At 70.3% G+C, this 12,903-nt stretch carries 10 protein-coding genes; 5 read left to right on the plus strand and 5 right to left on the minus strand.

What is annotated here, in order from left to right:
* Positions 1–122: 122 nt before the first annotated feature.
* From ACRDP3_RS00535 to lepA, 3 genes are all read right to left on the minus strand, one after another.
* Complete coding sequence (locus ACRDP3_RS00535) at positions 123–2,033, minus strand: SpoIIE family protein phosphatase (RefSeq protein ID WP_431514787.1); 1,911 nt, start codon at positions 2,031–2,033, stop codon at positions 123–125.
* Between the two features lie 232 nt (positions 2,034–2,265).
* Positions 2,266–4,185: an AMP-dependent synthetase/ligase gene (locus ACRDP3_RS00540; protein ID WP_431514778.1), complete on the minus strand. Its 1,920-nt coding sequence runs from the start codon at positions 4,183–4,185 to the stop codon at positions 2,266–2,268.
* A 308-nt stretch (positions 4,186–4,493) separates the two neighbouring features.
* Entirely contained in the window at positions 4,494–6,365 is a 1,872-nt protein-coding gene (lepA, locus tag ACRDP3_RS00545) for a translation elongation factor 4 (protein ID WP_431514779.1), read from the minus strand.
* A 214-nt stretch (positions 6,366–6,579) separates the two neighbouring features.
* On the opposite strand from lepA, the gene rpsT reads away from it, so the two are divergent.
* Entirely contained in the window at positions 6,580–6,846 is a 267-nt protein-coding gene (rpsT, locus tag ACRDP3_RS00550) for a 30S ribosomal protein S20 (RefSeq protein ID WP_431514780.1), read from the plus strand.
* Between the two features lie 273 nt (positions 6,847–7,119).
* On the opposite strand, the gene holA is transcribed toward rpsT, so the two are convergent.
* On the minus strand, positions 7,120–8,121 hold the full coding sequence (gene holA, locus ACRDP3_RS00555) for a DNA polymerase III subunit delta (RefSeq protein ID WP_431514781.1): 1,002 nt from the start codon (positions 8,119–8,121) through the stop codon (positions 7,120–7,122).
* Positions 8,122–8,176: 55 nt separating this feature from the next.
* Here holA and ACRDP3_RS00560 point away from each other — a divergent pair, with 55 nt between their 5' ends.
* From ACRDP3_RS00560 to ACRDP3_RS00575, 4 genes are all read left to right on the plus strand, one after another.
* Positions 8,177–8,425 (plus strand): hypothetical protein, encoded by a 249-nt coding sequence (locus tag ACRDP3_RS00560; protein WP_431514782.1) that lies wholly within the window; start codon positions 8,177–8,179, stop codon positions 8,423–8,425.
* A gap of 302 nt (positions 8,426–8,727) precedes the next feature.
* The gene (locus tag ACRDP3_RS00565; protein ID WP_431514783.1) at positions 8,728–9,936 is read left to right on the plus strand and encodes a S8 family peptidase; all 1,209 of its coding nucleotides are present in this window, start codon (positions 8,728–8,730) and stop codon (positions 9,934–9,936) included.
* Between the two features lie 147 nt (positions 9,937–10,083).
* The gene (locus ACRDP3_RS00570) at positions 10,084–10,767 is read left to right on the plus strand and encodes an esterase/lipase family protein (RefSeq protein WP_431514784.1); all 684 of its coding nucleotides are present in this window, start codon (positions 10,084–10,086) and stop codon (positions 10,765–10,767) included.
* A gap of 46 nt (positions 10,768–10,813) precedes the next feature.
* Positions 10,814–12,148 carry a M14 family metallopeptidase gene (locus ACRDP3_RS00575; RefSeq protein WP_431514785.1) on the plus strand — a complete coding sequence of 445 codons (1,335 nt, stop codon included), beginning with the start codon at positions 10,814–10,816 and terminating at the stop codon, positions 12,146–12,148.
* Here the strand turns inward: ACRDP3_RS00575 and ACRDP3_RS00580 are convergent.
* A partial coding sequence (locus tag ACRDP3_RS00580; RefSeq protein WP_431514786.1) for a ComEC/Rec2 family competence protein occupies positions 12,141–12,903 on the minus strand: 763 nt, incomplete at its 5' end. The two genes, ACRDP3_RS00575 and ACRDP3_RS00580, sit on opposite strands and share 8 nt — an antisense overlap.

Here is a 12,903-nt window from a genome sequence, read left to right on the forward strand (position 1 = left end):
GGGCCCGTACGAGCGGGGCAGCGCCGTGCTCACGCTGCGCGGCCGGCTGCTCGCCGACGCGGTCGTGCGGGATCTGGTCGACTGACGCCCGGTCCGGCCGGACCGGCCGCTTCCCGGGCGGCTCAGCCGTCCGTCCGCGCCCGCAGCACCACGAGGGCGAGGTCGTCCACTGCGGGGCCGTCGCCGAAGCTGTGCACCGCGCGCCGTACCCGCTCGGCGGTGCCCGCCGCGTCCAGCCCGCCGCATTCGCCCAGCACCGCCGCCAGCCGGTCGTCGTCGTCGAACAGGCGCGCCCCCAAGCGCCGTTCCGTCACGCCGTCCGTGACGCACAGCAGGGTCTCGCCGGGATGGAGGATGAAGCGCTGGCTCTCGAAGCCGACGCTCTCCACCACGCCCAGCAGCAACTGCGGCTCCGCTGCCGCCCGTACGGCACCGGACGCGTCGCGCACCAGCGGCAGCGGATGACCGGCGCTCGCCACCGTGCACTCGATGCCGCCGCCGTCGGCAGCGGGGCGGGGCGCCAGTTCGCCGTAGACCAGGGAGAGGAAGCGGGACTGCTCGCCCACCTCGCGGTTGAGCCGGTCCAGTACGTCCGGCACGCTGTACCCCTCCCGGGCGAGCAGCCGCAGCACGGGCCGCGCCAGGCCGGTGACGACGGCGGCTTCCGGGCCGTTGCCGCACACGTCACCGAGGGCGAACCGCCAGCGGCCCTCGCCGGCTTCGAAGAAGTCGTAGAAGTCGCCGCCCGCCCAGGAGCACTCTCCGGCCGGCTCGTAGACGACTGCCGTGTCGACGCCGGGGATGGCGACCTCGCCGGTCGGCAGGAGTCCGCGCTGCAGTACCTGGCTGATGGTGGCCTGCCGCGCGTAGCGGCGCGCGGAGAGCACCGCCGTGGCAACGCGGCGGGCGAAGTCCTCGACGATTCCCATCACTTCGTCGGCGATGCGGAGCAGGCCCGCCCGCCCGATGACCAGGGAGCCCACCGTCCGTCCGCCGACGACCAGCCGGCAGGCGACGGCGGCACCGCCGGGACCGTACGCGGACGCCTGGCCCGGCCAGTGCCAGGGCACGGCCTGGGCGTGCCGGTGCGGTGCGCGCGGCTCGAGCACCGGCGGCGACTTCTCCAGCTCGCCGCGCAGCTCGTCGATGCGGTCTTCCCTGGTGTGCCAGACGCGGGCCAGCCGGGGCGGCGCCGCGGTGTCGGTGTCCACCAGCCAGACGGCGCACCAGTCGGCGAAGCGCGGCACGAGCAACTGGCCCGCCAGGGAGGCGACCTGTCCCTCGTCGGTCTGGCCGGCGAGCAGATCGGACGACTCGGCGAGGAAGGAGAGGGTGCCGTGGCTGATCCAGTCGGGGCCGCCGCCGCGCGGGTCGGCAACGGCACGCTGCGGGGCGGGGGCGAGCTTCCCGGTGAGGTTCAGCCCGTGCCATTCCCCGCTCCGGCCGGGCTCTGCCCGTACGTCCACACAGCCGGCCGTGTCAGCAGGGTCGGCCGTGTCCGCACGGTCCGCCTCCGCGTGGCTCGCTCCGTCGGTCTGCTCCGGCAGGCGCACCGGCTCCCCCGCCGCCCGGCGGAGCCGGAACCAGACCGTCTTGCCGTCCCGCCGGTAGGTGACCCCCCACTCGTCGGCGAGCGCCGCGACCAGCCGGAGACCGTGTCCCTGGTGACCTTCGTGGCCATGGCCCCCGCGGCCGGCGGCCCTGTGCGCGTCGTCCTCACCGCCGACGGTCTCCACCGCACGGGTGGGGTGCTGATCGGCGACCTCCACCACCAGCGCGGCCCCCTCCTGCCGGCACTCCAGCCGCACCGCGGTGCCGGCGTGCACGACAGCGTTCGTCACCAACTCGCTGACCAGCAGCGTCGTGTCGTCCACCGACGGTCCTGACAGCCCCCATCGCGCCAGCACGGCACTCACGAAAGTACGGGCGTCCGAGGGCGCCTGCGCGGTCCCGGCCAGCGACAGCCGGGCCGTACCGGCAGCAGTGCGGCGTTCGTCCGCCGCCTTGGTCCCGGCGGCTTCCCCCCACCGCATCGACGTCGTCCCCACAGTGCCGCTCCCCAACAGTTCGCCACGCACACCTGTGTGCGGTGTGGTACCGCAAGGGTGACAGACCGGGCTGACTCATACGCGCCGAGTGACGAAACTGGTCACCCCTGTCCGCACACACCGAAGCTCGTGCGGCGCGTCGCACTGAGAGCGACATACCGCACGAGCTCCGGGAACCTCCGGGCATGAGGTTCGAGTGAGGTTCACCCCATGGGCGTCACGCCTCGCGCGACCCCGCGTACATCTCCTCGATCAGGTGCCCGAACTCCCGCTCCACCACAGGCCGCTTGAGCTTGAGGCTGGGAGTCAGCTCACCGTGCTCGATGTCCAGGTCGCGCGGCAGCACCCGGAACTTCTTGATGGTCTGCCAGCGCTGGAGCGTGCCGTTCAGCTGCTCCACGTAACCGTCGACCATCTCGCGCACCTCGTCGCTGGTGATGACCTCCGCGTACGGCTTGCCCTTCAGCGACTCCTGATCCGCGGCCCAGGCGGCCAGGCTCGGCTCGTCGAGGGCGATCAGAGCGGTGCAGAAGTTACGGTCCGCGCCGTGCACCAGGATGCTGGAGACATAGGGGCACAGCGCCTTGAACTGGCCTTCCACCTCCGCGGGCGCGATGTACTTGCCGCCCGACGTCTTGATCAGGTCCTTCTTGCGGTCGGTGATCCGCAGGTAGCCGTCCTCCGACAGCTCACCGATGTCACCGGTGTGGAACCAGCCGTCCGGCTCCAGGACCTCGGCCGTCTTCTCCGGCAGCCCGTGGTAGCCCTGCATGATGCCCGGGCCGCGCAGCAGGATCTCGCCGTCCGAGGCGATGCGCACCTCGGTGCCGGCCAGCGGCTTGCCGACGGTGCCGGTGCGGTAGGCCTCACCGGGGTTGACGAAGCTGGCGGCAGAGGACTCGGTGAGCCCGTAGCCCTCGAGGATGTGGATGCCCGCGCCGGCGAAGAAGAAGCCGATGTCCGGGGCGAGGGCGGCGGAGCCGGAGACACAGGCCCGCAGGCGTCCGCCGAAGGCTTCGCGGAGCTTGGTGTAGACGAGCCGGTCGGCGACCGCGTGCTTGGCCTTGAGCCCGGCGGGCGCGGTGGAGTTGCCGGTGCGGCGGAAGTTCTCCTGGGTGACCTTGGCGTACTCGCGGGCGACTCCGGCCGCCCACTGGAAGATCTTGTACTTGGCCCCGCCGGCCGCGCGGGCCTTGGCGGCGACGCCGTTGTAGACCTTCTCGAAGATCCGCGGCACGGCGGCCATGTAGGTCGGCTGGACGACCGGGAGATTCTCGATGATCTTGTCGATGCGTCCGTCCACGGCGGTCACGTGGCCGACCTCGATCTGCCCCGCGGTGAGCACCTTGCCGAAGACGTGCGCCAGCGGCAGCCACAGGTACTGCACGTCCTCGCTGCTCACCAGACCGGACTGGGCGATGGCCTTGGCCATGTAGGCCCAGCAGTCGTGCGGCAGCCGCACGCCCTTGGGCTTGCCCGTGGTGCCGGAGGTGTAGATCAGCGTGGCCAGCTGGTCGGCGCGCAGCCCGCGCACGATGTCCTGGACGAGGGTGGGGTGTTCCGTCAGATGCGCGGTACCGCGCCGGGTCAGGTCCGCGAGGCTGAGCACCCAGCCCTCGGGGTCACCGTGCTCGGGGCCGGTCCCGGCGGGGGCTCCCCCTTCGGTCACCTCGCCCGCGTCGATGAGCACGACGTGCTTCAGGTTGGGCAGCTCGGCGCGGTGCTCACGCACCTTGGCCAGCTGCGTGACGTCCTCGGCGATCAGCACCCGGCTCTCGGAGTCGGCGAGGATGTACGCGGTCTCCTCGGTGTTGGTGCTCGGGTAGACCGTGGTGGTCGCCGCGCCCGCGCACAGGATGCCCAGGTCGGCGAGTATCCAGTCGACCCGCGTGCTGGAGGCGATGGCGACGCGCTCCTCAGGGGCGACGCCCAGCGTCACCAGCCCGGCGGCGATGCCGAAGACCCGCTGCGCGGCCTCGCCCCAGGTGTAGGAACGCCACTCGTCGGGTCCCTCGCCCGCGGCCGACGGCACCGGATATCGGTACGCCTCCGCGTCCGGGGTTGCCTCGACCCGTTCCAGGAAGAGTGTCGCCACGGAGGGCGGCCGGTTCTCGATCAGGGGTTGTGTGTCGCTCACGACATCCTCCGCTGGCCCGCACCTTTGCTTGGACTCGCTAGGTGGCTTGCTAGGTGATTGCTGCTGACGTGCTGCTGACATGCTCCCCGACTAGCACGGCGAGCCGTTGTTGACTCGTGAGTAACCAGGAGCAGCGTCAGCCTAGATGCCGTCGCCGCCTTACGTAAGGGGGTTGCCGTCCGCTATAACCCGATCACCGCGCGATCGTCACACGCTCCCCAGGAAACCCGGAAGGGACGGACCACGCCTGGTCCGCCCCTTCCGCTTCCGCTCCGGCGCAGCGGCCGCGCGCCGGCTGCCCGACCGGGCTACTTCTTCGCCTTCGTCGCGTCGCCGCCCCCGTCGTCCGTGGAAAGCGCGGCGATGAACGCCTCCTGCGGCACCTCGACCCGGCCGACGACCTTCATCCGCTTCTTGCCTTCCTTCTGCTTCTCCAGCAGCTTCCGCTTACGCGAGATGTCACCGCCGTAGCACTTCGCGAGGACGTCCTTCCGGATGGCGCGCACCGTCTCCCGCGCGATGACCCGGGCTCCGACGGCGGCCTGGATCGGCACCTCGAACTGCTGCCGCGGGATGAGCTCCCGCAGCTTGTTGGCCATCCGGGAGCCGTACGAGTACGCCTTGTCCTTGTGCACGATGGCGGAGAAGGCGTCCACCTGGTCGCCCTGGAGCAGGATGTCGACCTTGACCAGGTCGGCGGTCTGCTCGCCGGTGGGCTCGTAGTCGAGCGAGGCGTAGCCGCGGGTGCGGGACTTCAGCGCGTCGAAGAAGTCGAAGACGATCTCGGCGAGCGGCAGCGTGTAGCGCAGCTCGACGCGCTCCTCGGAGAGGTAGTCCATGCCCCGCAGCGCGCCGCGCCGGGCCTGGCACAGCTCCATGATCGCGCCGATGTACTCGCTGGGGGCGATGAGCGTGGCCCGTACGACCGGCTCGTGCACCTTGTCGATCTTGCCGGTCGGGAATTCGCTGGGGTTGGTGACGACGTGCTCGGAGCCGTCCTCCATCTCGACGCGGTAGATGACGTTGGGCGCGGTGGCGATGAGGTCGAGTCCGAACTCGCGCTCCAGCCGGGCCCGTACCACCTCCAGGTGCAGCAGCCCGAGGAAGCCGACACGGAAGCCGAAGCCGAGCGCCACGGAGGTCTCCGGCTCGTAGGTCAGCGACGCGTCGTTCAGCTGGAGCTTGTCGAGGGCGTCCCGCAGCTCGGGATAGTCGGAGCCGTCCAGCGGATACAGGCCGGAGAAGACCATCGGCTTCGGCTCCTTGTACCCGGGGAGCGCCTGCTCGGCCCCCTGGGTGAGCCGGGTCACGGTGTCGCCGACCTTCGACTGGCGTACGTCCTTCACGCCGGTGATCAGATAGCCGACCTCGCCGACGCCGAGTCCGTCGGCGGCGGTCATCTCGGGCGAGTTGGTACCGATCTCCAGCAGCTCGTGGGTGGCGCCGGTGGACATCATCCTGATGCGCTCGCGCTTGCTCAGCTGCCCGTCGACGACCTTGACGTAGGTGACGACGCCCCGGTAGGCGTCGTAGACCGAGTCGAAGATCATCGCACGGGCGGGCGCGGCCGCGTCGCCGACCGGTCGCGGCACCTGCTTGACGACCTCGTCCAGCAGGTTCTCGACACCCTCACCGGTCTTCGCTGAGACCTTCAGCACGTCCTCCACCTCGCAGCCGATGAGGTGGGCCAGCTCCGCGGCGAACTTCTCGGGCTGGGCGGCCGGCAGATCGATCTTGTTGAGCACCGGGATGATCGTGAGGTCGTGCTCCATCGCCAGATAGAGGTTGGCGAGGGTCTGCGCCTCGATGCCCTGGGCGGCGTCGACCAGCAGGACGCACCCCTCGCAGGCGGCGAGGGAGCGGGAGACCTCGTAGGTGAAGTCGACGTGTCCCGGGGTGTCGATCATGTTCAGGATGTGCGGGCGGTCCGGCGTGCCGGTCGGCGCCCAGGGCATGCGCACGGCCTGGGACTTGATCGTGATACCGCGCTCGCGCTCGATGTCCATCCGGTCGAGGTACTGGGCACGCATCTGCCGGTCCTCGACGATGCCGGTGAGCTGGAGCATCCGGTCGGCGAGTGTCGACTTGCCGTGGTCGATGTGCGCGATGATGCAGAAGTTACGGATCAGCGCCGGGTCGGTGCGGCTCGGATCCGGCGCGTTCGAAGGGGTCGCGGGCACGCAGGGGTCCTGTCGGGTCTGTCGGCGGGAGGCTCTCGGACGAGTTCGTCGCCTCCCATCGTCCCATGCGCGCGGGGTACGGACCGGATTGGGAGGCTACGAGGGCTGCTGGTAAGGTGGCCGACTGTGCCTCGTGCGCTCTGCCGGAGTTCATCGCAGAGATTTCACCCTGGTACGGAACGCATCATCACCGAACCCGTAAAGGCTCTCTTTCGTGGCGAACATCAAGTCCCAGATCAAGCGGATCAAGACCAACGAGAAGGCGCGTCAGCGCAACAAGTCGGTCAGGTCCGAGCTGAAGACGGCGATCCGCCGTACCCACGAGGCCGTTGCCGCCGGTGACGCCGACAAGGCCACCGAGGCGCAGCGCGTCGCGGGCCGCAAGCTCGACAAGGCCGTCAGCAAGGGTGTCCTGCACAAGAACAGCGCGGCGAACAAGAAGTCCGCGCTCGCGCAGCAGGTCGCCGGTCTCAAGGGCTGACCGACCCGATCCTCGCCGGTCCGGGTCCGACGGGCCCTCTCACTCCGTTTCCGTACCGGCTGCTTCACAGCGTGATGTCTCACGACGTGCACGACGTGATAGCGCGCCGCACGCGGCCTGCGTTCGCCACGCGGGTGCGGCGCGTCCGATCGCTTCGCGATCACTGACCTCACAGCAGCACGAAGGCCCCGCAGCGCTTCCCCGGCGCGGCGGGGCCTTTCGCGTTGCCGGCTCGACGGCTCGACGGTTCAGCGGCTCGGCGGGCTCGGCGGTTCAGCGGGAGCGGGCTGCCCTCGCCACGGTGATGACGGCCCGTTCCAGCGCGTACTCCGGGTCGTCCCCGCCGCCCTTGACCGCGGCGTCCGCGGCGGCCACCGCGCGCAGCGCCGTGGACACCCCCTCGGCCGACCAGCCGCGCATCTGCTGCCGCACCCGGTCGATCTTCCAGGGCGGCATGCCCAGTTCGCGGGCGAGGTCACCGGGCCGCATCCCGCGCGGGGCGGAGGCGAGCTTGCCGATGCCGCGCACCCCCTGCGCCAGCGCGCTGGTGATCAGAACGGGGGCGACACCGGTCGCCATCGCCCAGCGCAGCGTCTCCAGGGCCTCGGCCGCCCTGCCCTCCACCGCACGGTCGGCGACGGTGAAGCTCGAGGCCTCGGCGCGGCCCGTGTAGTACCGCGCGACGACGGCATCGTCGATCGTGCCCTCGACATCGGCGACGAGCTGCGTACAGGCGGACGCCAGCTCGCGCAGATCGCTGCCGATGGCGTCGACGAGGGCCTGAGCGGCCGCGGGGGTCGCCGAGCGGCCCAGCCCGCGGAACTCGCCCCGTACGAACGCCAGCCGGTCGGCGGGCCTGGTCATCTTGGCGCAGGCGACCTCGCGGGCCCCCGCCTTGCGGGCCGCGTCCAGCAGCCCCTTGCCCTTGGCGCCGCCGGCGTGCAGCAGCACCAGCGTGATCTCCTCGGCGGGGGCGCCGAGATACGCCTTCACGTCCTTGACCGTCTCGGCCGACAGATCCTGGGCGTCCCGCACGGCGACGACCTTGCGCTCGGCGAACAGGGAGGGGCTGGTCAACTCGGCGAGCGTGCCCGGCTGAAGGTCGGCCGAAGCCAGCTCGCGCACGTCGGTGTCGGCGTCGGCGGCACGCGCGGCGGCCACCACCTCCCGCACCGCACGGTCGAGCAGCAGCTCCTCCTGCCCCACGGCAAGCGTGACAGGCGCGAGCGGGTCGTCACTCGTCGTCTTCTGGGGCTTCTTCCGGGTGTCTGCCATCGCCGACCAGCATCCCACGACGCACCGACACTCCCGGCCCGAGGAGAATGCCGGGGTGACTGACGTACGACACATCCTGGTGCTGCCCGACCGCGACGCGGCCGAAGCGGTCGCCGAGGAGCTCACCGACCGTTTCGGCACCCCGCACGACGAACCCCAACTGGTACGCGAGGCCCTGGCGGGTGAGGACGACGCCGAGGACGCGCAGTGGCTGGTCGTCCTCGAAGCCCCGCGGGGCCGCTACGACCCGCGTCTGCTGGACGCCCTCGCGGACGAGTACGAGGGCTGGTTGGAGCGCGACTGAGCGCATGGTGGTGAAACGCGCAGGGACTCGAACTGACCGGAAAGACATCAGTCAACACTGCTGCATCACCCACATCTTGACGTGATATAGGGCGCACGCCAAACTTCCCAAAGGTGTGGCAACAGCCCCCATGCGACGCCTGTTGATGTCACTGCCCCGACGCAGGGGCTTGGAACGTCGACGAGCCGTCGGCCGCTGCTGCTTCACCTTCTCTCCCACCGCCGGTGACCCCGGAGGTGTGCGCCGCACCACGAAGTCCGTACGTGTCCGTAATCCGGTCAACGAAAGGCTTGGTGCACCACATGAGACCCCTCACACGCAGACTGGGCGCGCTCATCCCCGCCCTTGTACTGACGGCAGGCCTGCAACTCGCCGGCTCGCCCGCCCAGGGCAGCCCGGCTCCCTCCGCTGACGTCCGGCCCGCCCCGAGCGCGACCGCGATCTCCGACAGCTGGATCGTCGTACTCAAGGAGGGTGCGAAATCCTCCACCGACACCGTCGCCCGTGAGCTGACCCGCCGGAACGACGGCCGTCTCACGCACGTCTACAGCGAGGCGCTGCGCGGCTTCTCGGCGAAGATGACGCAGACACAGGCACGGAAGCTCGCCGCCGATCACCGGGTCGACTACGTCGAGCAGGACTCGAAGGTCACCGCCACGGACACCCAGCCCAACGCCACCTGGGGCCTCGACCGCGTGGACCAGCGGGATCTGCCGCTGAGCGGCACCTACACGTACAACACCACCGCTTCCAACGTGCACGCGTACGTCATCGACACCGGCCTGCGCACGAGTCACAGCGAGTTCGGCGGCCGTGCGTCCATCGGCACCGACACCGTGGGCGACGGCCAGAACGGGAATGATTGTCATGGGCATGGTACACATGTCGCGGGTACCACCGCCGGGTCCACATACGGCGTCGCCAAGGGTGCCTCGGTCGTCGGCGTCCGCGTCCTCAACTGCCAGGGCTCCGGCACCAACTCCGGCGTCATAGCAGGCGTGGACTGGGTCACCGCCAACGCGGTCAAGCCCGCCGTGGCGAACATGAGCCTGGGCGGAAGCGCGAACACATCGCTGGACAACGCGGTCAGGAACTCCGTCTCCTCCGGAATCACCTACTCCCTCGCGGCCGGCAACGGGAACTTCCTCGGCTTCCCGGTGAAGGCGTGCAACGTCTCTCCGGCCCGCGTCACCGAGGCCATCACCGTCGGCGCCACCGACAGCTCCGACAGACGTGCCTCGTTCTCCAACTACGGCACCTGCGTGGACCTGTTCGCCCCGGGCGTGAACATCACCTCCGCCTGGCAGAACAGCGACACCGCCACCAGGACCATCAGCGGTACCTCGATGGCCGCCCCCCACACCGCGGGCGCCGCCGCCCTGTACCTGGCCGCCAACCCCTCGGCCAGCCCGGCACAGGTTCGCGACGCTCTCGTCAACAACGCCACCAACGGCAAGGTCCAAGACCCCAAGAGCGGCTCTCCGAACAAACTCCTCCACACCCTGTTCTGACCGACGGGGGTTCCGGTGGGCCGACCGCTGCGCCCACCGGAACCCGGCCACGGCGTCACGAACCCCTCGACGCGCCGGCCCGCGGTCGGCCGGCCCGTCACCAGTCGCCACACCGGCCTCTCCCCTCACGCCTCTTGGAGCCCCGCCATGCGCCTTTCCCGTCGCGCCACCCTCACCGCTCTCGCCACCGGCTGCCTCGCCGCTCTGTCGATCCAGGCTCCCGCCGCCGTCGCACAGCCCAGGGCCGCCGGCCCCGACCCCATAGTCTTCGTGCACGGCTGGAACTCCAGCGGCTCCACCTGGGACACCATGGCCGGCCGCTTCGCCGCGGACGGCTGGCCGGCCGGCCACCTCAACCAGTGGACCTACAACACCAGCCAGTCCAACGCGACCACCGCCGCCCAACTCGCCCAGGAGATCGACCGGGTACGTGCCGCCACCGGAGCGGCCAAGGTCGACGTGGTCACCCACTCCATGGGCGGTCTTTCCTCCCGCTACTACACCAAGAACCTCGGCGGCGCCGCGAAGGCGGACGCCTGGATCTCGCTGGGCGGGCCGAACCACGGCACGTCCACCGCGTACTTCTGCGGGGACGCCTCCTGCACGGAGATGCGCCCCGGCTCCAGCTTCTTGAACGCACTCAACTCCGGCGACGAGACTCCGGGCAGCTCCCGGTACGCCACCTGGTGGTCGCCCTGCGACGAGGTGATCAATCCGGACAGCAGTGTCGCCCTCTCCGGCGCGACGAACACCAAGACCGCATGCCTCAGCCACAGCGCACTGCGCACCGACTCCGCTGTCTACAACCAGGTCAAGTCGTTCGTCGGCTGACACACGGAACACCGCCCACCCTCCTCACCACCCCCCAGGAGACTTCATGCGACTTCACAAACGAGGGCGCCGAACCGGCGCTCTCGCCGCTCTGATGGCGCTGGCGATAGCCGTCCCGCTCACCGCCACGGCCGATGCCTCCCCGCCCGGCCCCGCCACCTCCGCGGTGGGCGACGAATCGGTGACGCAGTACGAGATCCACGGACCGGCCACCGTCGCCCAGCGCACCGAGCTCGCCGCGACGGGCGTCTCGATCGACGAGGTGGACGCCCGCTCGGTGGTGGTCAGCGCCGATGCCGCGCAGGCGAAGAAGCTGCGCGCACAGGGCTACGAGCTCGCCGCCCTGCCGGGCCCTCCCTCCCGCACGAAGGGACTTGCGGTACGGCCGCTGGACTTCCCTCCCGCCGACTCCCGCTACCACAACTACGCGGAGGCGATGGCGGAGATCAACCAGCGCGTCGCGCAGTACCCGGGCATCATGAGCAAGAAGGTGATCGGCAAGTCCCACGAAGGCCGGGACATGGTCGCGATCAAGATCAGCGACAATGTGGCGGCCGATGAGAACGAGCCCGAGGTCCTCTTCACTCACCACCAGCACGCGCGCGAGCACCTCACCGTCGAGATGGCGCTGTATCTGCTGCGCGAGTTCGGCGAGGACTACGCGAGCGACTCGCGGATCAAGAGTGCCGTCGACGGCCGCGAGATCTGGATCATCCCCGACCTGAACCCGGACGGCGGGGAGTACGACATCTCCACCGGCTCGTACAAGAGCTGGCGCAAGAACCGTCAGCCCAATTCCGGCTCCACCGCCATCGGTACGGACGAGAACCGCAACTGGAACTACAAGTGGGGCTGCTGCGGCGGCTCCTCCGGCAGCAAGGGCTCCGACACCTACCGGGGTGCCGCCCCCGAATCGGCTCCCGAGGTGAAGGTCGTCGCGGACTTCGTACGCAGCCGGGTGGTGGGCGGCAAGCAGCAGATCAAGGCCGGGATCGACTTCCACACCTACAGCGAACTCGTGCTCTGGCCCTACGGCTACACCACCGCCGACACCGCTTCCGGCATGACGCAGGACGACCGGGACGCCTTCGCGACCGTCGGCGGGAAGATGGCCGCCAGCAATGGCTACACACCTGAGCAGTCCAGCGACCTCTACATCACCGACGGGTCCATCGACGACTACCTGTGGGGCAGCCAGAAGATCTTCGGCTACACCTTCGAGATGTACCCGACCTCGGCCTGGAACGGCGGCTTCTACCCGCCGGACGAGGTCATCGAACGCGAGACCAGCCGCAACCGGGACGCCGTCCTGCAGCTCCTGGAGAACGCGGACTGCATGTACCGCTCGATCGGCAAGGAGCAGCAGTACTGCACTACGTGACCGATAGGTAGCTAGGAAGGTAGGTACGCGAGGCAACGGAAGGGCGCCCCGGGCGGACGGTACGCCGGATCGCGCGGGGTGACTCGTCCGGCGGGGCGCGCTCGGAGACCACGGCCGGGGAACCGCCGGCCGGCCGGGCGCTCCCGCGCTGCCCTGAACCCGTCACGGCCAGCGCGCCGTTGCGGTCGGTGCGGCGGACGAGAGCTCCCGCCGTGCGCAACGCGGTGAGGGTGCGCGACGCGGGATGGCCGTAGGGGTTGTCCGCGCCGCAGGAGATCAGGGCGATGCGCGGCCGCAGCCGGGCCAGCAGGGGCGGGTACTGGTAGGCGGAACCGTGGTGGGCGACCTTGAGCACGTCCACGGACGGCAGCGCCGGCCGGCTGGTCAACAGCCGGCGCTGGGCGTCCGGTTCGAGGTCGCCGGGAAGCAGGAGGGTCATCCCGCGGGTGCGGAAGAGCAAGGTGACGCTGGCGTCATTGGCTCCCCCCTCGACTGGGAGGGCCGGCCGGCCGGTCTGCGCGGCCGCCGGGGGCGGCCAGAGTGCTTCCCACGACAGTTCGCCCACATGACGGCGCTCCCCCGCGGTGGAGCCGATGACCGGGATGCCGGCCTGCCGGGCCGTGCGCCTGACGAACTCCGCCTGGTCCGGCGGGTCGTCGAGCGAGGTGGTCTGGATCGCGCCGACGGCCCGGCCCTTCAACGCGCCCGGCAGACCGGCCACATGGTCGGCGTGGAAATGGGTCAGCACGAGCAGC

The sequence above is a fragment of the Streptomyces sp. genome, assembly GCF_050698815.1.
In the GTDB taxonomy this organism is placed as follows: domain Bacteria; phylum Actinomycetota; class Actinomycetes; order Streptomycetales; family Streptomycetaceae; genus Streptomyces.